This window comes from Nocardia iowensis (assembly GCF_019222765.1).
GTDB classification, from domain to species: Bacteria; Actinomycetota; Actinomycetes; order Mycobacteriales; family Mycobacteriaceae; genus Nocardia; species Nocardia iowensis.
In genome coordinates, this window is sequence record NZ_CP078145.1 from 8,456,467 (window position 1) to 8,479,130 (window position 22,664).

General features: G+C 68.2%; 22 protein-coding genes and 1 riboswitch. Of the genes, 8 read left to right on the plus strand and 14 right to left on the minus strand.

Going from position 1 to position 22,664, the window contains the following annotated elements; genetic code table 11:
• Window position 1 precedes the first annotated feature (1 nt).
• The 6 genes from KV110_RS39060 to thiO all read right to left on the minus strand — a co-directional run bounded on the left by KV110_RS39060 (window position 2) and on the right by thiO (window position 5,323).
• Entirely contained in the window at window positions 2-925 is a 924-nt protein-coding gene (locus tag KV110_RS39060; protein WP_218472113.1) for an adenylate/guanylate cyclase domain-containing protein, read from the minus strand.
• Window positions 926-1,308: 383 nt separating this feature from the next.
• The gene (locus tag KV110_RS39065) at window positions 1,309-2,070 is read right to left on the minus strand and encodes an ABC transporter permease (RefSeq protein ID WP_218472114.1); all 762 of its coding nucleotides are present in this window, start codon (window positions 2,068-2,070) and stop codon (window positions 1,309-1,311) included.
• Complete coding sequence (locus tag KV110_RS39070; protein WP_218472115.1) at window positions 2,070-3,014, minus strand: ABC transporter ATP-binding protein; 945 nt, start codon at window positions 3,012-3,014, stop codon at window positions 2,070-2,072. The genes KV110_RS39065 and KV110_RS39070 overlap by 1 nt, the downstream gene beginning before the upstream one ends.
• Before the next feature lie 239 nt (window positions 3,015-3,253).
• Complete coding sequence (gene thiG, locus KV110_RS39075; RefSeq protein WP_218472116.1) at window positions 3,254-4,018, minus strand: thiazole synthase; 765 nt, start codon at window positions 4,016-4,018, stop codon at window positions 3,254-3,256.
• A complete protein-coding gene (gene thiS / locus KV110_RS39080) occupies window positions 4,011-4,229 on the minus strand; it encodes a sulfur carrier protein ThiS (protein WP_043670615.1) in 219 nt (72 codons plus the stop codon). Before thiS ends, thiG begins: the two co-directional genes overlap by 8 nt.
• Entirely contained in the window at window positions 4,226-5,323 is a 1,098-nt protein-coding gene (thiO, locus tag KV110_RS39085) for a glycine oxidase ThiO (RefSeq protein ID WP_218472117.1), read from the minus strand. Before thiO ends, thiS begins: the two co-directional genes overlap by 4 nt.
• A gap of 269 nt (window positions 5,324-5,592) precedes the next feature.
• Between thiO and thiE the strand changes: the two genes are divergently transcribed.
• Entirely contained in the window at window positions 5,593-6,291 is a 699-nt protein-coding gene (thiE, locus tag KV110_RS39090) for a thiamine phosphate synthase (protein WP_218472118.1), read from the plus strand.
• Window positions 6,292-6,310: 19 nt separating this feature from the next.
• On the opposite strand, the gene KV110_RS39095 is transcribed toward thiE, so the two are convergent.
• Window positions 6,311-7,012, minus strand: coding sequence for an NUDIX hydrolase (locus tag KV110_RS39095; RefSeq protein ID WP_218472119.1), 702 nt, complete (start codon window positions 7,010-7,012; stop codon window positions 6,311-6,313).
• A 181-nt stretch (window positions 7,013-7,193) separates the two neighbouring features.
• Between KV110_RS39095 and KV110_RS39100 the strand changes: the two genes are divergently transcribed.
• From KV110_RS39100 to KV110_RS39110, 3 genes are read left to right on the plus strand one after another with little or no spacing between them, the layout of a single operon-like run.
• Complete coding sequence (locus KV110_RS39100; RefSeq protein WP_218472120.1) at window positions 7,194-8,582, plus strand: hypothetical protein; 1,389 nt, start codon at window positions 7,194-7,196, stop codon at window positions 8,580-8,582.
• Window positions 8,579-9,559 carry a glutamate ABC transporter substrate-binding protein gene (locus KV110_RS39105; protein WP_218472121.1) on the plus strand — a complete coding sequence of 327 codons (981 nt, stop codon included), beginning with the start codon at window positions 8,579-8,581 and terminating at the stop codon, window positions 9,557-9,559. The genes KV110_RS39100 and KV110_RS39105 overlap by 4 nt, the downstream gene beginning before the upstream one ends.
• A 54-nt stretch (window positions 9,560-9,613) precedes the next feature.
• Window positions 9,614-11,908: a serine/threonine-protein kinase PknG gene (locus KV110_RS39110; RefSeq protein WP_218479441.1), complete on the plus strand. Its 2,295-nt coding sequence runs from the start codon at window positions 9,614-9,616 to the stop codon at window positions 11,906-11,908.
• 4 nt (window positions 11,909-11,912) lie between these two features.
• On the opposite strand, the gene KV110_RS39115 is transcribed toward KV110_RS39110, so the two are convergent.
• Window positions 11,913-13,121 carry an acetate kinase gene (locus KV110_RS39115; RefSeq protein WP_218472122.1) on the minus strand — a complete coding sequence of 403 codons (1,209 nt, stop codon included), beginning with the start codon at window positions 13,119-13,121 and terminating at the stop codon, window positions 11,913-11,915.
• Between the two features lie 101 nt (window positions 13,122-13,222).
• A complete protein-coding gene (gene pta, locus KV110_RS39120) occupies window positions 13,223-15,295 on the minus strand; it encodes a phosphate acetyltransferase (protein ID WP_218472123.1) in 2,073 nt (690 codons plus the stop codon).
• Between the two features lie 184 nt (window positions 15,296-15,479).
• Between pta and KV110_RS39125 the strand changes: the two genes are divergently transcribed.
• Window positions 15,480-15,986, plus strand: a complete 507-nt coding sequence (locus tag KV110_RS39125; RefSeq protein WP_218472124.1) for a nitroreductase family deazaflavin-dependent oxidoreductase — start codon at window positions 15,480-15,482, stop codon at window positions 15,984-15,986.
• A 10-nt stretch (window positions 15,987-15,996) separates the two neighbouring features.
• On the opposite strand, the gene KV110_RS39130 is transcribed toward KV110_RS39125, so the two are convergent.
• Both KV110_RS39130 and KV110_RS39135 read right to left on the minus strand, forming a co-directional pair.
• A complete protein-coding gene (locus KV110_RS39130) occupies window positions 15,997-16,272 on the minus strand; it encodes a DUF3761 domain-containing protein (protein WP_281427722.1) in 276 nt (91 codons plus the stop codon).
• 363 nt (window positions 16,273-16,635) lie between these two features.
• Window positions 16,636-17,088, minus strand: a complete 453-nt coding sequence (locus KV110_RS39135; RefSeq protein WP_218472125.1) for an RpiB/LacA/LacB family sugar-phosphate isomerase — start codon at window positions 17,086-17,088, stop codon at window positions 16,636-16,638.
• A 69-nt stretch (window positions 17,089-17,157) separates the two neighbouring features.
• Here KV110_RS39135 and KV110_RS39140 point away from each other — a divergent pair, with 69 nt between their 5' ends.
• Window positions 17,158-17,802 carry a type 1 glutamine amidotransferase family protein gene (locus tag KV110_RS39140; protein ID WP_218472126.1) on the plus strand — a complete coding sequence of 215 codons (645 nt, stop codon included), beginning with the start codon at window positions 17,158-17,160 and terminating at the stop codon, window positions 17,800-17,802.
• A 53-nt stretch (window positions 17,803-17,855) separates the two neighbouring features.
• Window positions 17,856-18,308 (plus strand): MarR family winged helix-turn-helix transcriptional regulator, encoded by a 453-nt coding sequence (locus KV110_RS39145; protein ID WP_218472127.1) that lies wholly within the window; start codon window positions 17,856-17,858, stop codon window positions 18,306-18,308.
• A 65-nt stretch (window positions 18,309-18,373) separates the two neighbouring features.
• On the opposite strand, the gene KV110_RS39150 is transcribed toward KV110_RS39145, so the two are convergent.
• Window positions 18,374-19,129 carry an HAD-IIA family hydrolase gene (locus tag KV110_RS39150; RefSeq protein ID WP_218479445.1) on the minus strand — a complete coding sequence of 252 codons (756 nt, stop codon included), beginning with the start codon at window positions 19,127-19,129 and terminating at the stop codon, window positions 18,374-18,376.
• A gap of 583 nt (window positions 19,130-19,712) precedes the next feature.
• Between KV110_RS39150 and fgd the strand changes: the two genes are divergently transcribed.
• Window positions 19,713-20,723, plus strand: coding sequence for a glucose-6-phosphate dehydrogenase (coenzyme-F420) (gene fgd / locus KV110_RS39155; protein ID WP_218472128.1), 1,011 nt, complete (start codon window positions 19,713-19,715; stop codon window positions 20,721-20,723).
• Window positions 20,724-20,796: 73 nt separating this feature from the next.
• Here the strand turns inward: fgd and KV110_RS39160 are convergent, their stop codons facing one another.
• Together KV110_RS39160 and KV110_RS39165 are read right to left on the minus strand one after the other, a co-directional pair.
• Entirely contained in the window at window positions 20,797-22,011 is a 1,215-nt protein-coding gene (locus KV110_RS39160) for an O-succinylhomoserine sulfhydrylase (RefSeq protein ID WP_218472129.1), read from the minus strand.
• Between the two features lie 52 nt (window positions 22,012-22,063).
• Window positions 22,064-22,480 (minus strand): rhodanese-like domain-containing protein, encoded by a 417-nt coding sequence (locus KV110_RS39165; RefSeq protein ID WP_218472130.1) that lies wholly within the window; start codon window positions 22,478-22,480, stop codon window positions 22,064-22,066.
• 14 nt (window positions 22,481-22,494) lie between these two features.
• Window positions 22,495-22,611: riboswitch (SAM riboswitch) on the minus strand.
• Window positions 22,612-22,664: the final 53 nt, after the last annotated feature.

The following is a 22,664-nucleotide window of genomic DNA, read 5'->3' on the forward strand; positions in this document are numbered from 1 at the left end:
CTCAGTTCTCGGCGAGTTTGAAGATGCGCAGGTCCTCCGGGACGCCGCTCAGCGGCGCGGCGAAGAAGCTGCGGCGGTACGGCTTGACCACGTAGCCCAGTTCCTCGAGGATCTCCGGCCGCAGCGATTGCAGCGTCGCCTCGGACAGCATGGTGTTGCCGTTGCCGCCCGCCTCCATGACGCGGGCCGCGATGGTGACGTCCACGCCGAGCCAGTCGCCGCCGATCTCGCGCGGTGAGCCGGTATGCAGGCCGATCCGCATCTGGGGGCGGTAATCGCGCACCTTCACCTCGGCCAGGTTGCGCTTGGCATTGATCGCGGCGCGGACCGCCCGTTCGGCCGACGGGAACACCGCCATCACGCCGTCGCCCATCCGCTTGACCACCTGACCACCGCGTTCGGCGATCGGCGGCTCGATGGCCTTCGCGACGCGGCGCAGCAGTTCCAGGGTCGCCTCGTCGCCTGCCGAGAGGGACCAGCTGGAGAACGCCACCAGGTCGGTGAACATGACAGTTACTTCTGCGCTACCTTTGCCGCGGCCGACTCGTTCCAGCATCGCCTGCCAGACCTGCAAAGCGCCGAAACCGATCTCCCTGGCCGCGCTCGGAGTGCCACCGACCAGCTTGTCCGCGGCGCGTGCGACGGCACGCGCACCGCCGGGGCCGGTGACCGACAGCGGGTCACCGAAGGACGGGTCACCTGGGAGCTGCTCGCGCGCCTTGCGGAGCACACCGATGAAATCGGTCCGATTGTTCGCCGCGTTCATCAGCGCGGAAAGCTGGCCCTTGCGCAGGCCGGCCCCGGGACGACGGAGGGGACCGTCCCCGTCCGCGGGCACCAGCGGGATGACCACCTCGGGCGGGATGCCGTTGTCGTCCTCCGGCTCCGGCCCGGGCGCGGCACCGCCGGAAGGTGTTTCGCTCACGCCCAGAGGGTATCTCAGCCGACCTGTCGTCGGCGGATCACTGATCATCGCCACCTGCTACCTCCCGACGGACGAAGCGGGCACAACATTGGGGCCGCCGATGGATAACGAGCTGGTTGCTGGCTCGAACTCTACTCGCGGATTCGACGGCGATGAAGCGACGTGTTTCACAGTTTCCGCGATGTTCACATGGGCCATCGACCGGCAATAATGCCCCGCCCACTCAACACCATCGGCCCGGTGCGAAGGGGATCGCACCGGGCCGATGGGTTACACCGTCCGCCGGGCAGTGGCGGGGCGGTGACGGGGCGCGCGGACCTCCCGACAAGGTCGGCGCCCCAGACCCGAGTGGCGAGGGAAGGCGACTCGGGTGGCTTGTGGAGTTACGCGTCGCGCTGGTTGATCATGATCAGCGCGGCGCCGTAGACGATCGCCGTGAAGGCGACGAAGTAGAGCAGGCTGCCCCACGGGCCCCAGTGCCAATTGGCACCGGATTCCTGAACGCTGAGGAAGTGGCTCGCGTTCTGGAAGGGCAGGAACGGTGTCACATTGCGGCCGAAGCTGCCGAAGGCGCCGAGCAGCGGCTCGATCAGCAAGGACCACAACACGATCAGCGAGATGGCGGCCGCCGACTGGCGGACCAGGACGCCGACGCCGATGGCGACCGCGATCATCAGGAAGGCGTAGATCGGGATGCCGTAGACGGCACGCCATTGCCCGTCCAAGGTCAGGTTCGCCGCGGGGGCTGACCCGCCGATGGCCTTGGCCACCCCGATGGCGAGGAAGGCGAGGATCGTGGTGAGCACGGCGCTGAAGACGCCGACCAAGAAAGTCTTGGTCACCAGCACCTTGGTGCGATCGGGCACCGCCTGGAACGTCGTGCGGATGACCCCGAAGCGGTATTCGCTGGTCACCGTCAACGCCGCCATGATCATCAGGACCATCACGCCGAAGCCGACGACGCCCGCCGTCGCGGTGCTCACGTCCAGTGTGGGTGTTCCCTCCGCGGGATCGTCCCCCGCGGACTTGGTGACCAGCGCGAACAGCGCGGCAAGCCCGAGGGCGAGCACGACAACGATGGCCGAACACCACCAGGGCGACCTGGTCGAGGTGAGCTTGATTCGTTCTGCTGCCAGCACGCCCATCAGAGCGCACCTCCCATCACCTGATCGAAGCCTTCGCCGTGGTACTGCACGGCGCCGCCGGTCATCCGCATGAACGCTTCCTCCAGCGAGGCGCGTTGCGGGGCCAGCTCGAACAGCGTGATGTCGTTCGCGCCCGCCAGTTTGCCGACCGCGTCACTGGTCACGCCCGCCACGACGAGCGCGGGGCCGTCCTGGCCGGTGCCGTCTTCGCGGACCGTCATGCCGGTCGAGGTGAGCACGCTGCGCAATTGGTCGAGCTGCGGGCTGCGCACCCGTACCGACTGCTCGGAGGCGCGCTCGATGAATTCCTGGGTGGTCGAGTCGGAGATGAGCTGGCCGCGGCCGATCACCACGAGGTGTTCGGCGGTCTGCGCCATCTCGGAGAGCAGGTGGCTGGAGACCAGGACGGTGCGGCCCTCGGCGGCCAGCCGCTGCATGAACCGGCGGATCCACAGGATGCCCTCCGGGTCGAGGCCGTTGACCGGCTCGTCGAACAGCAGCACCTGAGGGTCGCCGAGCAGGGCACCGGCCAGGCCGAGCCGCTGGGACATGCCGAGGGAGAAGCCGCCCGCGGTCTTGCCCGCCACCTCGGACAGGCCGACCAGCCGCAGCACCTCCTCCACCCGCGACTTGGGGATGTCGTTGGAGGCGGCCATCCACTCCAGGTGAGCGCGCGCCGAGCGATTCGGATGCACCCACTTGGCGTCGAGCAGCGCGCCGACCTGGCGTAGCGGATGGTCCAGTTCGCGGTATGGCTTGCCCTTGATGAGTGCGGTACCCGCCGTGGGCTTGTCCAGCCCCAGGATCATCCGCATCGTCGTCGACTTACCGGCTCCGTTCGGGCCCAGGAACCCCGTCACCTGTCCGGGTCGAACGGTGAAGGAAAGATCCTGAACCGCGACGGTCTGCCCGTAGTGCTTGGTCAGCCCTCTCAGCTCGATCATGGTCACCAGCATTCCGGAAAACTCGGCGGCGCGCGTCACTACTAAGTGTCGTGTTCGATCATCCTCAGGTATGACACATCCCCTACTAGCCCCGACGGACACCCTGACCCGCGAGGACGCTGCGAACGAAGGCGTGTTCGGACCAGCCGGAGGGACTGAAGGACAACTTACATCCGGGACGACCGGACCGGCCGAAGCGTGCCTCCAGCAGGGCTGACCGGTGGAGGCACGCGTGCGGATCAGAGCGCGGGGGACGACGCTTGGGCCCAGAACCGCTTGGGGATGCGTCCGGCCTGGCGGGCCAGATAGCCCGCGCGCACCGCGGCGGCCATCGCCTCGGCCATCAATTCCGGTTGACGAGCCCTGGTCACCGCCGTGGCCAATAGGACTGCCGAGCAGCCGAGTTCCATGGCGAGGGCGGCGTCGCTGGCGGTGCCGATGCCCGCGTCCAGGATGACCGGGACCTTCGCCTCCGCGACGATCATCTCGATGTTGTGCGGGTTGCCGATGCCGAGGCCGGTGCCGATCGGGGAGCCGAGCGGCATCACCGCGACGCAGCCCGCGTCCTCCAGGCGGCGGGCCAGGATCGGGTCGTCGGTGGTGTAGGGCAGCACGACGAAACCGTCATCGACGAGTTGTTCGGCGGCGGTGACCAATTCGATCGGGTCGGGCAGCAGGGTGCGTTCGTCGGCGACGACCTCCAGCTTGACCCAGTTGGTGTCCAGCGCCTCGCGGGCCAGCTGGGCGGTGAGCACCGCCTCCGCCGCGGTGCGACAGCCCGCGGTGTTGGGCAGGGGCGCGATGTTCAAGCGCTTCAACAGATCCAGCACGCCCGTGCCGCCCGCGGCGTCCACCCGGCGCATGGCGACCGTGGTGAGTTCGGTGCCGGAGGCGATCAGCGCCTCCTCCAGCACGGCGAGGTTGTCCGCGCCGCCGGTGCCCATGATGAGGCGGGAACCGAACTCGCGGTCCGCGATTCGCAGCTTTGCGGTTGCCTCAGCCACCTTGGACCGCCGTCAGCACCTCGATCTGCCAGCCCCGCCCGACCGGCTCGTCCCAGCGAGACTTGGGGAACACCGCGCCGTCCACCGCGAGCGCGATGCCCTGACACGGCAGTTCGAGACGGCTGAGCAGCTCACGGACGGTGAGGGTTTCGGCGAACTCGTGATCTGTGCCGTTCACGGTGACGCCGATGGGTACGGATGTCGAAGTCATCGAACTCCTCCTGCGGATGACAAAGGCGACGGCGGGTGCGCCGTCGAAAAACGTTGCGGGTCGGCGAGTTCCGCCTCGGGCAACGGGGTACCGGCGAGCTGGGCGAGCACCGCGTCCACGGTGAGCGGCATGGTCAGCATGCCGTTGCGGCCGTGGCCGGTGGCCGCGACGACCCGGTCGCTCAGCCTGCCGAGCAAGGGCAGGTTGTCCGGGGTGCCTGGGCGCGCGCCCGCGCTCGCCTCGGCCAGCTCGTATTCGCCGATGCCGGGGAATATCGCCTCGGCGTCGGCGATCAGGTCACGAACACCGGCGACGGTCACCGCGGTGTCGAAACCCGCCTCGTATTGTGTTGCGCCGACCACGATTCCGTCGGCGCGCGGCACCAGGTAGACCGCCCGGCCGTGCACCCGGGCCCGAATGACACGGTGTGGCGCGGGGGCCACGCCAGGGCGGTGGCGCAGGCGCAGGATCTCGCCCTTGATCGGACGAACCGGCAATTCGGGCCACAGCCGAGCGGAGGCCGCACCCGCGGCGAGGACGATCTGATCGTGCGGGAGGGTGTCCAGCGCGTCGACGGATTCGGCGCGGATTCGCACTCCGGCCGCCTCGGCTGCCTGGCGCAGGGCGGTGACCAAACGCCGGTTGTCGATGGCGGGCTCGCCGGGCGCGTGCAGTCCGGCCCGCACGGTGCGCGCGAGGTTCGGTTCCAACGCGCGGACACCGGCACGATCCAGGACTTGGAGCTCATGACCGCGGCCACCGGCCCATTCGGCGACCGTGCGCAGGTCGGCCACGTCGGCCGAGTCCAGCGCGACGGTGAGCGTCGCGTCCGCCACGAAGACCGATACCCCGGTGGCGGTGTCGATCCGCGCGGCGAACTCCGGCCAGCGGGCCAGCGAGGCGGCGCCGAACTCGAGCACCCGGTCCTCCCCCGGCCAGCCCTCGGAGAACGGGGCGAGCATGCCACCGGCCACCCAGGATGCGCCGGAGCCGTCGGCCGGGTCGTAGAGAGTGACCGACCAGCCCGCCTCGGCGGCCCGCCAGGCCACGCCGAGCCCGATGACGCCGCCACCTACGACGGCCAGCGTCCGCATCCTGTTCCACCTGCCTCTGTGTCCGATCGGCGGCGCTCACGGGCCCTTCGTGGTCCACGTTTCGCTACCGCCGGGGCGTCGCGCCCGCCGCCGGGTCCGGCGGCGTTCGCGGGTCCCGTATTACCCGTCTACCGACCCGTCGCGCACACCGCTGTGTTCGATCAATGGCGTTCGGGGTCCCTTCGTGGTGACCCAGCGCGACCGCCTGTCGGGTCCGGCGTTCGCACCGCCGTTCGCATCCCCACGGTAGCGCGGCTACGGTCGAAGGCGTGCAACCCTCCCACCCCAATCGCCCCGCATCACCCCGGGAACGCTTGGCCACCGCTCGGCTCTATCTCTGCACCGACGCCCGACGGGAAAAGGGCGATCTCGCCAAGTTCGCCGAAGCGGCACTCGCGGGTGGGGTCGACATCATCCAGCTCAGGGACAAGGGTTCGCCCGGTGAGGCGAAATTCGGCCCGCTCGAAGCGCGCGCCGAGCTCGGCGCCCTCGCCGAGTTGAAGGCGGCGGCCCGCAGGCATGGTGCGCTGTTCGCGGTGAACGACCGCGCCGATATCGCGCTCGCCGCGGGCGCCGACATGCTGCACCTCGGCCAGGGCGATCTGCCGCCCTGGTACGCGCGCCGCATTCTCGGACCCGACGTGGTGATCGGACGGTCCACGCACAACCGCGCGCAAGCCGGACTCGCGGCGATCGACGAACACATCGACTACTTCTGCACCGGCCCGGTGTACGCGACCCCGACCAAGCCGGGACGCCAAGCCGCGGGAATCGAGCTGGTGCGCTCCACCTCCGACGCACATCCGACCCGGCCGTGGTTCGCGATCGGCGGGATCGACGCGGACAACCTGCCGGAGGTGCTCGCGGCGGGTGCGGACCGCATCGTCGTGGTGCGGGCGATCACCGAGGCACGCGACCCGGAAGCTGCCGCACGGCAGCTCAAGACGGCGCTGCTGGAGAACGCCTAGGTCCCTGGGTGCAGGGGCGTCAGGAGAGGACTTGGCCGCGGGTAAGCGAGAGCACGGTGCCGACCTCTGTCACGGTGTCCGGTCGCGCGGCTTGCGGCATCGCCTCCTGGTTCGCCACGGAATCGATGATTTCGGCGTAGGCGCCCGGACCGTTGGGATCGGCATGCAGCCAGAAGAAACCCTGGTCGGCAAGGTCTACGGTGCGTGGGAGCGCGGCGGCGACAGCCTGATCCGCCGCGAGTCCGTCGAGGCAGATCCGGGCAGGGGCGGCACGCAATGCGGGCCAGGCGACGGCGAAGCCGGGGTGCAGCAGCCGGGCGTCGACCTCGTCCTCCGGAATCCAGGCGAGCTCGGCGCTCTCCCGGTTCCGATTGGTCGGCAGCGCCGTCACGGCATCGGCGATCACCGTGGTGTAGGTCCAGCCGCTGGACGCGGACGCGGTCACGCGCTCGCTGCGTACCCGCACATCGGCGGGATTGATGCCCGCCTCCTCCCACGCCTCGCGCACCGCGGCGTGCACCGGGGTCTCGTGGCTGTCGCGGGCGCCACCGGGCAGCGCCCAGGTGCCGCCCTGATGACTCCACGCCGCGCGATGCTGCATGAGCACCGCCGATCCGCCGCCCGCGAGTGGGGCGCGCAGCAGCAGTCCGGCCGCGCCGAAGCGGCCCCAATGCCGCATTCCGTCGGGATCGCGCGACCACCCGTCACCGTCACCACGCATCTGATACCCAATCCTCATCCAGCCGTCTGGGTGCCCCACCCTGCTGCCAAGCAGGGGTATTTCACACGCCGCGGCACCGCTACGACCACAATAAACTCCGCGACAGCAGACGCCGAGCGATCAATTGTCCGGTCGGCACGTCGAGAAATCCGCGAATGCGGCCCAGACTGGGGAGGTGGACATGGCTCGGATCGAGCAGGCGACGGCAGTACTTCGGCCGTCGTCCAGCGCCGGGCCGGCCAGCCGGGACAGCCCGGGAGCGCTACGGGTCGCGACCCTGCGGGAGCAGTTCGACCCGGCCCGGGTGCGCTTGTTCGCCAGGTCCTCGCCTGGCCGGTTGATCGCGATCGGGCTGCTGCTCATCGGGTTGTGCGTGGCCGCGGGCTGGGTGACCGGTGCGACGGTGAGCGATCGGCAGCAGACCTTGGATGTGCTGCTCGACGACACCGAGCCGGACGCGTACTCCGCGCATCGCCTCTATACCTCGCTGTCCATCGCGGACGCCGCGGCGAGTACCGCGTTCATCGCGGGCGGGCTGGAGCCGCAGGCGGTGCGCGATCGCTACAGCCAGGCCGTCGGCGAGGCCGCCGCGGAGCTGGTGGCGCAGACCGGACGCGCCTCCGGAACCGCACCCAGCGGGGCCGACAACACGGACACCCAACTGCGCACCGGAATTGCCACAAGTTTGCCCGTGTACACAGGGGTGGTGGAGACCGCGCGCGCGAACAACCGGATCGGATATCCGGTGGGCGCCGCGTACTTGAGTGAAGCGTCCAACCAGATGCAGACCACCGTGCTGCCGATGGCCGAGGAACTGCAGAACCGCCGGTCCGAGGCAGTGACCGCGGCGCAGCGCAACCACGTCCGACCGCCGTGGACCGCCATCGTGCTGCTGATTCTCACGCTGACCGCACTGGTGTGGGCACAGCTCGACCTGGCGCGGCGCTGGCGCCGGGTACTCAATCCCGGGCTGCTGCTCGCCTCGGCGGCCGTGCTGATCCTGTTGGCGTGGACCGTGGTCGCGGGTTCGGTGTCGGCCACCTCGATGACGCGCGGCCGCGACGACGGCGCGGTGCCCGCCTCCCGGTTGACCGAGAGCCGGATCTTGGCGCAGCAGGCACGTTCGGCGGAAACCCTGAAGCTGGTCAGCCGGGACGCGACCGGCGACTACGACCGGACCTACGACGCGAACATCGCCCGCCTCGCCGATCTGCTCGGCGGCTATCCGAGTGCCGCGCCCGCCGCCGACGAGGTGCGCAATGCCGTTCCGGCACTTGCCCGTTGGCGGGTCGCGCATCAGCGGATGAACGACACGCTGGCCAGTGGCGATTTCAACGGTGCGGCGACGGTGGCGACCGGGCCGGGGCCCGCGGACGTCGCGGCACAGGTGGACGCGCTGGACAAGGCGCTCGAGCAGGGGATCAACGAGACGCGGCATACCTTGCGGGACAACATTTCCCGGGCCACCCAGGTGCTCGACTTCATGGGGCCCGGCGCGCTGGTGCTCGGCATCGTCGCCGCGGCCTGCATCGGGCTCGGGCTATGGCCCCGACTGCGGGAGTACCGATGAGATCCAGGCGTGGCGTCGTGGCGGTGATGCTCACCGCTGCCGCACTCGTCGGTGGCTGTACGCACGAAGCGCCGCCGCCGATGCCGACCAAGACGGCGAAGTATACCGAACCGCCGCTGCCCGCCAAAGCCGTTCCTGTGCTGACGGATTCACCAATTCCGGCACCCGGCCCCCAGCCGTGCGGCGACCCAACGGCCAGCCTGCGCCCGACCGGCGCTGGCGCCTCGGCACACGGTCCGACCATCGACGCCATCCGCGCCCGCGGCCGGCTGCTGGTCGGGTTGGACGCAGGCAGCAACCTGTTCAGCTTCCGTGACCCGGTCAGCGGCGCCATTGTCGGCTTCGATGCCGATATCGCCAGGGAGATCGCCCGCGACCTGCTCGGCAGTCCGGACCTGATCGAATATCGCAGTCTCGGCTCGGCCGACCGGGAACACGCGCTGCAGAACCGCATCGTGGACATCGTCGCGAAGACCATGACCATCACCTGCGAACGGCGGCAGAAGGTGACCTTCTCCACCGTGTACCTGCGGTCCAACCAGCGGGTGCTCGCGATGAAGAACTCCGGCATCAACGGCATCGCCGACCTGGCGGGCAAGCGGGTGTGCGTGGTGCGTGGCACCACCTCGCTGGACCACATCCGGCACGACCAGCCCGCCGCGACCGTGCTCACCGTGCCGACCTGGGCCGACTGCCTCGTCGTGCTGCAGCAGCGGCAGGTCGACGCGGTGAGTACCGACGACTCCATCCTGGCCGGGCTGGCCGCGCAGGACCCCTACACCCAGGTGGTCGGCGAGAGCATCAGCGTCGAGCCGTATGGCATCGGCATCCCCAAGGGCGACGACGACATGGTGCGGTTCGTGAACGGCACCCTGGAACGCATCCGCAACGACGGCACCTGGGACCGCATTCACCGCCAGTGGCTGACTGTTCTCGGCCCGTCACCCGGCCCGCCCGCACCGAATTATCTGGACTGACGGCCGATGAACACGACTGGCGATCCCACTCCCGACGCGAACGAATCCGCCGCGATGCCTGCGGCTGCCACCGACGGGAGTCCGGAGTCGGTGCATACGGAGCTGGCCAGGGGTCAGCGGGCCGCACCGCCCGAGGCGGCCTCGGCGGAAACCGTCCTCGGTCCGTGGCGTACCGACTCGGAACCGGATTCCGCGGCGACGATGCGGACCTCGGGGCGCAGTGTCCGCACGGCGCGGTCCCGGCCGACCATGCGCAGGCTCGGCGGTGGGCTGGTGCCGATACCGACGGTCGAAACCGCCGATCCGCGAGCCGCTGTGCTGACCGATCCCGTTGTCTCGGAAGGCAAACGCTTCTGCTGGCGGTGCGGCAATCCGGTCGGCCGGTCGTCCGCCACCCGGCCCGCCGTCACCGCCGGTACCTGCGACACCTGCGGTGCCCCTTACGATTTCCGCCCGTCGTTGCACGAAGGCGACATCGTGTCCGGCCAGTACGAGGTGCAGGGCTGCATCGCGCACGGCGGGCTCGGCTGGATCTATCTGGCGATCGACCGCAATGTCAGCGATCGCTGGGTGGTGCTCAAGGGCCTGCTGCACACGGGTGACGCCGAAGCGCAGGCCGTTGCCGTCGCCGAGCGGCAATTCCTCGCCGAGGTGGCGCACGCCAGCATCGTCAAGATCCACAACTTCGTCGAGCACACCGACCAGAGCGGTACGCCGATCGGCTACATCGTGATGGAGTACGTCGGCGGCCGATCGCTGCGCGAAATCCTCAACTCCTACGAGCGTCCGCACCGGATGCCGGTCACCGAGGCGATCGCCTACCTGCTGGAAATCCTGCCCGCGCTGGACTACCTGCATTCGATCGGGCTGACCTACAACGATCTCAAGCCGGACAACATCATGGTCACCGAAGACCAGGTGAAGCTGATCGACCTCGGTGCCGTCGCCACCATCGAGTCGTACGGAAACCTGTACGGCACCAGGGGGTTTCAAGCACCGGAGATCGCGAAGACCGGGCCGACCGTTGCCTCGGACATCTATACCGTCGGCCGCACGCTGGCCGTGCTCACCCTCGAGATGCCGATGGAGCAGGGGCGGTATCTCGACGGCATCCCCGATCCGGCCGACCATCCCGTGCTGGCGCGCTACGAGTTCTTCCATCGACTGCTGCTGTGTGCGACCGATCCGGACCCCGAGCGCCGATTCCCCTCCGCCCGAGCCATGTCCGCTCAGCTGTCGGGGGTGCTGCGGGAAATCCTCGCGCTGGAGACCGCCACCGAACACCCGCAGTTGTCGACGGTGTTCAGCCCGCAGCGGGCCAGCTTCGGCACCGAGGAACTGATCAGGCAGACCGATGCCTACGCCGACGGCCGCGCCCGCAGCAAGCAACTCGACGCGCGCGATGTGGTTGCCGCGCTGCCGGTTCCGCTGATCGACTCCGCGGACCCGTCGGCACCGCTACTGGCCGCGGCGGTCCATCCCGAGCCCGCGCAGTCCTTGGAGGCACTGCGCAGCGCCAGAGAGCGAGCCGAGGCCGACCCCGGTAACGCCCCGGAGACACTGGATCTGGAGCTCGCGCTGGCCGAGGCACGCGTGCGATTAGACCTCGGCGAGTCGGCCGCGGTGCTGCACCTACTGTCCCGGCTGCCCGAAAACGATTGGCGGGTCAGCTGGTACCGCGGCTTGGCCCAGTTGCTCGATTTGGAATACGAGCAGTCGTTCGCCAGCTTCGACGGCGTGCTCCAGGTGCTCCCCGGTGAAATCGGGCCCAAGTTGGCGCTGGCGGCCACCGCGGAACTCGTACTGCAGCACTGGGATTCGCCGGACCCCGAGCAGTGGCGGGCCTACGCCGAGAAGTTCTACAACACCGTGTGGCGCACCGATCGGGCGGTGGTGAGTGCCGCCTTCGGCCTGGCCAGGCAGTTGGCCGCGGCCGACCGGGTGGTCGACGCGGTACACGCCCTCGACGAAGTGCCCGCCGCCTCGCGGCATTACACCACCGCCCGAATGACCGCGGTACTGCTGCTGCTCACCGCCGCCCCGGTGGCCGAACTCGACGAATCCACCCTGCACATCTCGGCCTCCCGGGTAATGAGCCTGCCCACCGGCGAGGGCCGCGCCGTCCAGATGCGCGTCCTCGTCCTCGGCGCGGCCCTGGCCTGGCTGCAAGCGGGCAACACCCCGAAGCGCCCCGACGCCACCCTTTTCGGCGCCCCCTTCACCGAACGCTGCCTCCGCGAGGGCACCGAAGCGGGCCTACGCGCCCTCGCCCGCAGCGCCCCCGGCCGCAACCACCGCTACGCCCTGGTAGACCTCGCCAACTCCATCCGCGCCAAAACCTGGGTGTGAGGGTTCAGGCGGTTTCCGCGACCTGGTGGGCGGCGCGGGCGATGGCGAGTTCTTCGTTGGTCGGCACGACCAGGACGGCTACCTCGGCATCTGGTGGCGAAATGCGGCGGGCGGTGCGGTCTTTGGCGGTGTTGGTGGTGGGGTCGACCTCGATGCCGAAGGGGGACAGGTTGGCCAGGGCGTCGGCTCTGACCTGGGGGCTGTTTTCGCCGACGCCTGCGGTGAAGGTGATGGCGTCGACGCCGCCCAGGTCGATCAGGTAGGCGCCGAGGTAGCGGCGCAGGCGGTGGATGTAGACGTTGTAGGCGAGTTCGGCTGCGGCGTCGCCGGTTTCGATGAGGCGCTGGAGTTCGCGGAAATCGTTCACGCCGGAGAGGCCCTTGATGCCGGAGTCCCGGTTCAGCAGGGTGTCGACCTGGTCGATGCTCAGGTGCGCCGAGCGCATCAGGTGCGCGATGATGCCGGGGTCGAGATCGCCGGACCTGGTGCCCATCACCAAGCCCTCCAATGGGGTCAGTCCCATGGTGGTGTCGATCGGCTGACCGCCGCGGATCGCCGAGGCCGAGGCGCCGTTACCCAGGTGGAAGATGATCTGATTCAGGTCCGCCGGGTCGCGGCCGAGCAGTTCGGCGACCTGGCCGGACACGTATTCGTGCGAGGTGCCGTGGAAGCCGTATTTCCGAATCCCATGGGCGGCGGCGACTTTCGCATCGATGGCGTAGGTCTTGGCGGCGTCGGGCAGGCCGTGGAAGAAGGCGGTGTCGAACACCGCTACCTGCGGGACGTCGGGCAGCAGTTCGCGGGCGCTTTCGATGCCCGCCACATTCGCCGGATTATGCAGGGGGGCAAGGGATGACAGGTCGGCGATCGCGGCGACGACGTCGTCATCGATCAGGGTGGGCCGATAGAACACCTCACCGCCGTGCACCACACGGTGCCCGACCGCACGGACGCCGGCGTCGGCCAGATCGTGTCCGGTCTCGGCGAACGTATCGAAGACCAGCCGCAGCCCGGCCGTGTGATCGGCGATGGCGGCGCGATGCTCGGTGGTCTTGCCGTCGGCGCGATGCTCGATCCCGCCGTTCTCCTCACCGATCCGCTCCACCATGCCGGAGGCGGTCACCGCGCCCGACTCGGGGTCCAGGAGTTGGTACTTGATGGACGACGAGCCGGAATTGATCACCAGCACCAGGTCGTCGGCAGTTTCACGCATCACGCCTCCTGTGTCTTCCGGGACACCCGCACTCCCTCAGCAACCACGGTCGCGGGTCGCCTGTTCCGCGTCGAGCCCCAGCTGTGTCCCGAAAGACACCGTCACTCGCCCTGCGCCTGGATCGCCGTGATCGCCACAGTATTGACGATGTCGGCGACCAACGCCCCACGGGAAAGATCGTTGACCGGCTTGCGCAAGCCCTGCAACACCGGACCGATCGCGATCGCCCCCGCGCTGCGCTGCACCGCCTTGTAGGTGTTGTTACCGGTATTGAGGTCCGGAAACACGAATACCGTTGCGCGACCGGCCACTTCGGAATCCGGCAGCTTGGTGGTGGCCACGGTCGGCTCGATCGCCGCGTCGTATTGAATCGGGCCCTCCACCGGCAGCTTCGGCGCCCGCTCGCGAACCAGCTTGGTCGCCACCCGCACCTTGTCCACGTCCGCGCCGGTGCCGGATTCGCCGGTCGAGTAGGACAGCATGGCGATCCGCGGCTCGATGCCGAACCGGGCGGCCGTGCCCGCCGAGGAGATCGCGATATCGGCCAGTTGCTCCGACGTCGGGTCGGGGACCACCGCACAGTCGCCGTAGGCGAGCACCCGGTCGGCCAGACACATGAGGAACACGCTGGAAACGGTGGACACCCCCGGCACCGTCTTGATGATCTCGAACGAGGGCCGGATGGTGTGCGCCGTGGTGTGCGCTGCACCCGACACCATGCCGTCGGCAATCCCCTTGTAGACCATCATTGTGCCGAAATACGAGATGTCGGACATGGTTTCGCGGGCACGCTCGACGGTCATGCCCTTGTGCTTGCGCAGCTCGGTGTACTCCTTGGCGAACTCGTCCAGGTGGCCGGAGGTGCGCGGATCGAGCACCTGCGCGGCGGAGATGTCGACGCCGAGTTCGGCGGCGCGAGCCCGGACCGACTGCTCGTCACCGAGGATCACCAGGTCGGCGATCTTGCGTTGCAGCACCCGGCCCGCCGCGCGCAGGATGCGGTCGTCGTCGCCCTCGGGCAGCACGATGCGTTTGCGGTCGGCCCTGGCGCGTTCGATGAGCTGGTATTCGAACATCTGCGGGGTCACCACGGTGGTGAGCGGAACTTCGATGCGCCGCAACAACTCCGCGGCGTCGACGTGCTCCTCCATCAGCGCGAGTGCCGTATCGACCTTGCGCGGGCTGCCCGCCGACATCCGGCCACGGGTGCGGTATGCGGCACTGGCGGTGTCGTAGGTACCGAGTTCGGTGGTGAGAATGGGCAGCTTCGGCTTCAGGCCGGTCATCAGCCGCGCCACCGCGGGATGCGGCTTCATGCCGCCGTTCATGATGATGCCGGACAACGACGGAAAGCCTTCGGCCTCATGGGCGTTCACGACGCTGAGCAATACGTCGGAGCGGTCGCCCGGCGCGATCACCACGACGCCGTCGACCAGCCGCTCCAGAATGTGCTCGGCCGTCATGCCGCCGACCATGATCTTCAGCGCCTCGCGCTGCAGCAATTCCGGGTCGCCGCTGTACATTTCGCCGTCGATGGCGCTACACAGCTCGGCCATGGTGGGCGAGATCAGCAGCGGTACCTCGGGCAGCGTCCACGAGGGCACCGGGAATTTCCGCAACGCGGAACCGATCTCGTCGAGCTTGCCCGGATCGCAACGGTTGGCGATGATCGCGACCAGTTGCGCGTGCTCGAGGGCGAGTTCGCTCGCACACAGTTCGGCCAGATGCTTCACCTCGGCCGCGGTGCGACCCGAGCCGCGAACCACCAGCAGCACCGGCGCTCCAAGGTTCACCGCGATCCTGGCGTTGAAGCGGAGTTCGCTGGGGCTGGCGACATCGGTGTAATCACTGCCGACCACCACCACCGCGTCGCATACCTTCGCGACCTCATGGAAACGCATCACGATCTCGCTGATCGCCGCGTCAGGATCGGCGTGCACCTGCTCGTAGGTGACACCGGTGGCCTGCGCGTAGTCGATGTCGGCGGTGCTGTGCTCGAGCAGCAGCTCGAGGATGTAGTCGGGTTCGGTGGTCGACCTGGTGATCGGCCGGAACACACCGACCCGCGCGGTGGTCGCACACAGCATCTGCAGCGCCCCCAGCGCCACCGTCGACTTCCCGGTGTCACCCTCGGGCGAGGCGATATACACGGTGGAGGGAGCATGATCGGCCATGCCCGAGAGCTTAGTGAACAAGCGGCTACCGGGCTGGCTCGTCCGCCCCTCCGCGTATTCCGGGCAGACCTGGCGTCGGCGCCGACCGGGTGGGTGCGCGACCGATCCTCGCTGCGTTATCCACGCGCTCACCGGGGAAAGTCGGCCTGCGACAGGCCCATCGCGGCACCGCTATAGTCCGGGCATGGCTGAGCAGTTTCCGAACCGGCAGTGGGGTTCGCGCACCAACGTACTGTCCCGGGTAGCGAACAAATTCGCCGCTACCAAGCCCGGTTCCTGGTGCATTCGCAAGATCACCCCGCTGGACCGCGCCCTGCTCGAGCGCACCGATGCCAAATACACCGTGCTCGGCCCGATCGGCGCTCCGGTGATCCTGCTCACCACCATCGGCCGCAAATCCGGTCAGCCGCGCACCCAGCCGCTGCTCTACGTGCACGACGGCGACGTGCTCTACGTGATCGGCAGCAACTTCGGTCAGCAACGCCACCCCGCCTGGACCGCGAATCTCCTGGCCAACCCGGACGCGACCGTCGCCATCGCGGGCCACCGCATCCCGGTCCGCGCCACCCTCGTCGAGCCCGAAGACAAGGACGCGATCTTCGCCCGCTTCGTCGACATCACCGGCGCCTACGCCGCCTACCGCGACCGCACCACCCGCGACCTCCGCATCTTCGCCCTCCACCGGGCGTAGCCGCGCAGACTCACAGCCAGCTGGCGACTCCGCCATGGCCTGAGCAGGTACCGCGGCGGCTCTGGCTGAAGGAATAGGTGCCGTCGTTGCACTTCGCGGTGGCCCCGGCCGGTGCGGAGGGCGCCTCTACCGGTCTGCGGACGCAGTTGCCGCGGGAGTTGATGTAGGAGTCCGGCCCGCAGACCGGGTCGGGATTGCTTGCTGGGGGCGGAGCGACCAACGGTGCCGGAGCGGGCGGCGGGCGCAGCGCCGCCGTGGTCCTCGGCACGAACGCCGTGGTCGGCACCGGGCCGATGCTCGTGGCGGGCGGAATGGCCGTGGTCGATGTCGGCGCACTTGTCGTGGTCGGCAGACCGGTCGTAGTGGTCGGGGGGTGGCTCGTAGAGCTGACTGATGTTGTGGCGGTGAGAGTTTGGGATGTCCGGGACGGTGAAGCAGCCTGCCCCGAGCAGCCACTGACGAGTACGACGAACGCGCTCGCGCCGACGAGAAAACCGAGACCGCTGAGGCGGTATTGCACTGATACTCCGATGATTGATAGCCAGCCAACGGCTGGGTGACTCACATCACTACATCGGGCCGCAGTAACCGCTCATTACCAAACATTCTCGAGTCAGATAGCGGTCGGACAAGGGCGAATACCTGAGATTCAGTGTTCGCGGGTGCGCTCGATCTTGGACAAATGGGCGATATTCGCCCGGTCGTCGACTTCGACGCTCGGCTCCGCCGTAAACCAGGCGTCGAGTATTTCCTGAAGTTCCGCACTTGACGTCGAACGCAGGCTCAGCGCAAGAACATTCGCATCGTTCCACTGACGAGCACCCTTGGCCGTCGCCGCATCGCCACAGAGTGCCGCGCGGATGCCCGCGACCTTGTTGGCGGCGATCGAGGCGCCGGTTCCGGTCCAGCAGCACACGATGCCCTGTTCGGCGCGGCCCGCCGCGACATCACGGGCAGCCGCCTCGCTCGCCCACGCCCAGTCGTCCCGTTCGGCGTCCACGAGCGCTCCGTGCAACACCGTCTCGTGCCCGCGCCGGGCCAGCTCTTCGACCAACTCCTGAGCCACTCCGACGCGCTCGTCCGCAGCAACCGAGATCCGCATACCCCCAGCTTAACGCTAGGTTCATCGCAACTCTTGACAGTATGCTGTCAACTATGACAGCATACTGTCATGACCAAGAAAACAGTTCATGTGGCCGTCTACGACACCTTCTCCGATTGGGAGATCGGCGCCACGACGGCGCACGTCAACCGGGAGACATGGCAGCGGGAACCGGGCACGTGGCAGACGAAAACTGTTGGGCTGACCAGGGACCCGATCACCACACTCGGCGGTATGCGGATCGTGCCGGACATGGCACTGGCCGATCTCGCACCGGCCGAGAGCGCGATGCTGATCCTGGCGGGCGCGGATACGTGGGATACCGAGGAGCTGATGCCGTTCGCACGTAAGGCGCGCGCGTTCCTCGAGGCAGGCGTTCCGGTCGCGGCGATCTGCGGTGCGACCCTCGGGCTGGCCAGGGCGGGTCTGCTCGACACGCGCAAGCACACCAGCAACGTCAGGGAGTTCCTGCTCTACAGCGGATACGCGGGCGCCGACAACTACGTCGAGGAAGCCGCGGTGACCGACGGCGATCTGATCACGGCAAGCGGCACCGCCCCGTTCGAATTCGCCCGCGAAGCGCTCGGCAGGCTCGGCGTATACGAGCCGCACGTGCTCGATGGGTGGTACCGGTTGTACGGGCACTCCGACCCGGCGGGCTGGGCCGTTCTCGCCGAGTACGAAGAGCAGCGGTCGGGTGCGCACGTCGGTTGAGGAAGAATCACACGGCGATCCGGTCGAGCGGCCGGATCGCCAGGGAGGTGCACGTGACCAGGACCGAACAGGAGTTGTTCGCTACGGCCGCCATCACATCGTTTCGATTGAACGGCCAGTTCCTCGCGATCGCCGAGGAATTGGCGCGCCCGGCCGGTCTCACGGCGGCGTGGTGGCAGGTGCTCGGCGCGGTGCTGCCCGCCCCGCTGCCGGTGGCGGGCATCGCCAGGGAAATGGGCATCACCCGGCAAAGCGTGCAACGCATCGCGGACCTGTTGGTGGACAAGGGACTTGCCGAGTACCGTCCGAACCCCGCGCATCGCCGCGCCAAGCTCGTCGCGGTCACCGACGCGGGCCGCGAAGCGGTGCATCGCATCACTCCGCAGCACGCGGTGGTGTCCAAGCGGCTGGTGGCCGAACTCGGGCACGAACAGCTCGCCGCGACCGTCGACGCCCTCACCCGCCTGTCCACGGCCCTCGATGCCCTCACCACCCAAGAGCCGTGACACCGCACGGTCAACGGGACATGACCGCGGCCGCACTCGCGAATGCCTCGGTCATGTCCCGTTGATCATGCGAACGGGTCTTTGGTTCGGCCGACGAGGTCGGCTACGGAGTCGAGGACCATGGTGGGGCGGTAGGGGTAGGCCTCGACGGAGGCGCGGGTGGAGATGCCGGTGGTGACCAGGATGGTGCGCATGCCCGCCTCCAAGCCGGAGATGACGTCGGTGTCCATTCGGTCGCCGATCATGACCGTGGACTGGGAGTGTGCGCCGATCCGGCGCAGCGCCGAACGCATCATCAGCGGGTTCGGCTTGCCGACGTAGTACGGGTCGCGGCCGGTGGCGCGGGTGATCAGCGCGGCGACCGAACCGGTCGCGGGCAGCGAGCCGTCGCGGGACGGGCCGGTCGGGTCGGGATTGGTGGCGATGAAGCTCGCGCCGCGCTCGATCAGGCGGATCGCGGTGGTGATCGCCTCGAAGGAATAGTTGCGGGTTTCGCCGAGCACCACGTAGTCGGGGTTGCTGTCGGTGAGCACGTAGCCGATCTCGTGCAACGCCGTGGTGAGACCGGATTCGCCGACCACATAGGCGGTTCCGTTGGGGCGCTGATCATCGAGGAAGGTGGCGGTGGCCAGGGCGGAGGTCCAGATGGCCTCCTCCGGGATGTCGAGTCCGGTGTGCCGCAACCTGGCCTGCAGGTCACGCGGGGTGCGAATGGAATTGTTGGTCAGCACCAGGAACGGGGTCTCGTTGGCGCGCAGCTCGGCGAGGAACTCATCGGCGCCGGGCACCAGTTGGTCCTCATGCACCAGCACCCCATCCATGTCGGTCAGATAGGACAGGATCGGTTCGTCATCGGTCACCAGACAATTGTCCCACTACGGACGCAGCCGGACGTCAGTCCGCCCGTAGACGCGCATGGCCGGAGCGAATGCGGAGGTACGCAGAACAGGCGCAGCCGGACGTCAGTCCCTCCGTAGACCGCGCACGGCCGGAGTGAATGCGGAGGTACGCAGAACAGGCGCAGCCGGACGTCAGTCCGTCCGCAGATCGCGCATGGCCGGAGTGAATGCGGAGGTACGCAGAACAGGCGCAGCCGGACGTCAGTCCGTCCATAGATCGCGCATGACCGGAGCGAATGCGGAGGTACGCCTATTGAACACGTTCCTGGCGCAAGGCCGAGGGTGCGGCCCTTCCCACATCGCACGGCCTGGCTGACTATGGTCGGAGACGGCCGCATTGCGCGTGCGCGAAAGCGGCGGACAGTGTTCATGCGACCGCCGAGGCACGGGAACGTTCGCGGGCCCGCGGCGGTTGTGCGAGGCATGACCGCGGCGTGTCTGCGGCCGAAAACGGTGTGCGGGAATGCCCGCACAGGTGTGCAGCGAAGCGACAGGAGTGGCGCGCATGGGTGATCTCAAGCTCGGGTACAAGGCGTCGGCGGAACAGTTCGGGCCGCGGGAACTGGTGGAAATCGCGGTGCTGGCCGAGGAACACGGCCTCGACAGCGCCACCGTGAGCGACCACTTCCAGCCGTGGCGGCACAAGGGCGGGCACGCACCGTTCTCGCTGGCCTGGATGGCGGCGGTCGGCGAACGCACCCAACGGATTCAACTCGGCACCTCGGTGCTCACCCCCACCTTCCGCTACAACCCGGCGGTGATCGCACAGGCCTTCGCCACGATGGGTTGTCTGTACCCCGATCGGATCATGCTCGGTGTCGGCACCGGCGAGGCGCTGAACGAGATCGCCACCGGCTACAAGGGCGAATGGCCGGAATTCAAGGAACGTTTCGCGCGTCTGCGCGAGGCGGTCGACCTGATGCGCGCCCTGTGGACCGGTGACCGCGTCGACTTCAGCGGCGAGTACTACAACACCGTCGGCGCGTCCATCTACGACGTGCCCAAGGGCGGCATCCCGGTCTACGTGGCCGCAGGCGGTCCGCTCGTCGCACGCTACGCGGGACGTGCGGGTGACGGCTTCATCTGCACCTCCGGCAAGGGCATGGAGCTCTACACCGAGAAACTGATGCCCGCAGTCGCCGAGGGCGCCGCCAAGGCAGGCCGCACCGTCGACGACATCGATCGGATGATCGAAATCAAGATCTCCTACGACACCGATCCCGAACTGGCCCTGGAGAACACGCGCTTCTGGGCACCGCTGAGCCTGACTCCGGAACAGAAGCACAGCATCACCGACCCGATCGAGATGGAAGCCGCCGCCGACGCACTGCCGATCGAACAGATCGCCAAGCGCTGGATCGTCGCCAGCGACCCCGACCAGGCCGTCGACCTCATCAAGCCCTACCTCGACGCCGGCCTCAACCACCTGGTCTTCCACGCCCCCGGCCACGACCAGCGTCGCTTCCTCGACCTGTTCCAGCGCGACCTCGCCCCCCGCCTGCGCGCCCTGGCCTGAACTTCACAGACGGTCCACACGTTTCACAGGACCATCAACCCGCTGTGAAACGTGTGGAGTCTTCTGTGGGGTGCTAACTCAGCGCGCGGTCGAGGTCGGCGAGGAGATCTTCGACGTCCTCCAGGCCTACCGAGATGCGGACTACGCCGTCGGTGAGGCCGATGGTGGCGCGGCCTTCCGGGCCCATCGCGCGGTGGGTTGTGGTGGCGGGGTGGGTGATCAGGGACTTGGCATCGCCGAGGTTGTTGGAGATGTCGACGATGCGGAGGCGGTTGAGGACTTCGAACGCGCGCTTCTTGGCTTCGTGCGCGGGCGCGTTCAGTTCGAAGGTGACCACGGTGCCGCCCGCGCTCATCTGGCTGGTGGCCAGGCCGTGTTGCGGATGTGATTCCAGGAAGGGGTATTTCACCCAGCTGACGGCCTTGTTGGTCTCCAGGTAGCGGGCGATGCGCAGCGCGGACTCGGTCGAATGACGCACCCGCAGCGGCATTGTCTCCAAGCCCTTGAGCAGGGTCCACGCATTGAACGGGCTGAGCGCCGGACCGGTATGGCGCATCAGGGTTTTCACCGGACCCTCGATGTAGTCCTTCTCGCCGAGGATGGCCCCGCCGAGCACCCGACCCTGGCCGTCGATGTGCTTGGTGCCCGAGTAGACGACCACGTCGGCGCCGAGTTCGAAGCCCCGCTGCAGCAGCGGTGTGGCAAAGACGTTGTCCAGCACCACTTTCGCGCCCGCGGCGTGCGCGAGCTCGGTGACCCGGCGCACGTCGACGAGGGTCTGCATGGGATTGGCCGGTGTCTCGAAGAACACCGCCTTGGTGGGCACGGACAGTGCCTGCTCCCACTGGCCCAGATCCTCGCCGTCGACGAAGACGGTCTCCACTCCCCAGCGCGGCAGGATCTCGTTGCACACCACGAAGCAGGACCCGAACAGGCTGCGCGCGGCCACAAGTCGATCACCGGCGCCGAGCAGCGCGCCCAAAGCGGTGAATACCGCGGACATTCCGCTCGCGGTCGCGAAACACGCTTCGGCACCGTCGAGCAGCCGCATCCGCTCCTCGAACATGGCGACCGTCGGGTTGCCGTAGCGGGAGTAGACGAAATGCTCGACGTCGCCGGTGAACGCGGCCTCGGCGGCCTCCGCACTCTCGTAGACGAAACCGGACGTCAGGTACAGCGCCTCGCTGGTTTCCTCGAAACCGGAGCGCCGCAACCCTCCTCGCACGCCGAGCGTCGCGGGACCGACGCCGTCGGGCAGCGGCTTGTCGAACGCACCACCGGTGATCACGACTGCCTCCCGACGACAGAGCTCCGCGACAACGCGTTGATCAGACAGCAGTTCATGACTGCCGCCAGGGCAAGCCGAGGGCACGCCAGCCACTGCCGCCGCGGTGCCCGTGCTCGTCGACCGGGCCTTCGAAGCCCTCGAGCACGTTGTAGGAGGTGGCGAACCCGGCCTGCGTCGCGGCGATCGCCGCGCCGATGGAGCGCTGCCCGGACCGACACAGGAAGATCACCGGGGCGTCCGGATTGTGTCCGTCGAGCGCCGTGACCAGCTGCTCGGTGAACTCGCTGTTGCGCGTCCCGGTGGTGTCGACCCACTCGATCAGCACCGTGGGGCGCTCGATCGAACTGGTGTCGGGCACGCCGACGAACTTCCACTCGGCCTCGGTACGCACATCGACCAGAACGGCTTCCGGGTTGTCCCGCAACAATTCCCAGGCCTGCTGCGGGGTGATGTCACCGGCATAACTCATATGGACCCTCCTAGAATCCGCACTTGCCGCGCTCGGGTTTGACGCACGGCCAGGTCGTCACCCGGAGCACCCCACCGCGGAGGAGGGTTGCCGACCAGTATTGCCGGGGCTTGACACTGGTTCTCATGACCTTCTGCTGAGATTGCCTGGACAAGGGTCACCCTGTCAAACGGCTGCTCACGGT